Source organism: Legionella santicrucis, assembly GCF_001468135.1.
In the GTDB taxonomy this organism is placed as follows: domain Bacteria; phylum Pseudomonadota; class Gammaproteobacteria; order Legionellales; family Legionellaceae; genus Legionella; species Legionella santicrucis.
Window position 1 is genome coordinate 1 of record NZ_LNYU01000084.1, and the last position, 257, is coordinate 257.

Sequence of the window (257 nt, forward strand, 5' to 3'; positions counted from 1 at the left end):
GAAATTGAAGAATTAGCCTTAGAGCGTGGCCTAAAAGTGGATCACTCCACCATCAATCGTTGGGTTATTAAATATTCTCCTCACTTGGGAGAGAGATTCCGAAAACGCCATAAAAGGCGAGCTGGTAGATCTTGGAGGATGGATGAGACGTATATCAAGGTAAAAGGCTAGTGGGGTTACTTATACCGTGCGGTTGATAAAGAAGGAAATACCATTGATTTTATGCTTTCAGAGAAACGGGATGAGCCTGCAGCGCG

The 257-nt window shown here is 44.0% G+C and carries 1 pseudogene; it reads left to right on the forward strand.

From position 1 onward, the window contains the following. Positions 1-257, forward strand: a pseudogene (locus tag Lsan_RS15475) (DDE-type integrase/transposase/recombinase); the annotation flags it as partial.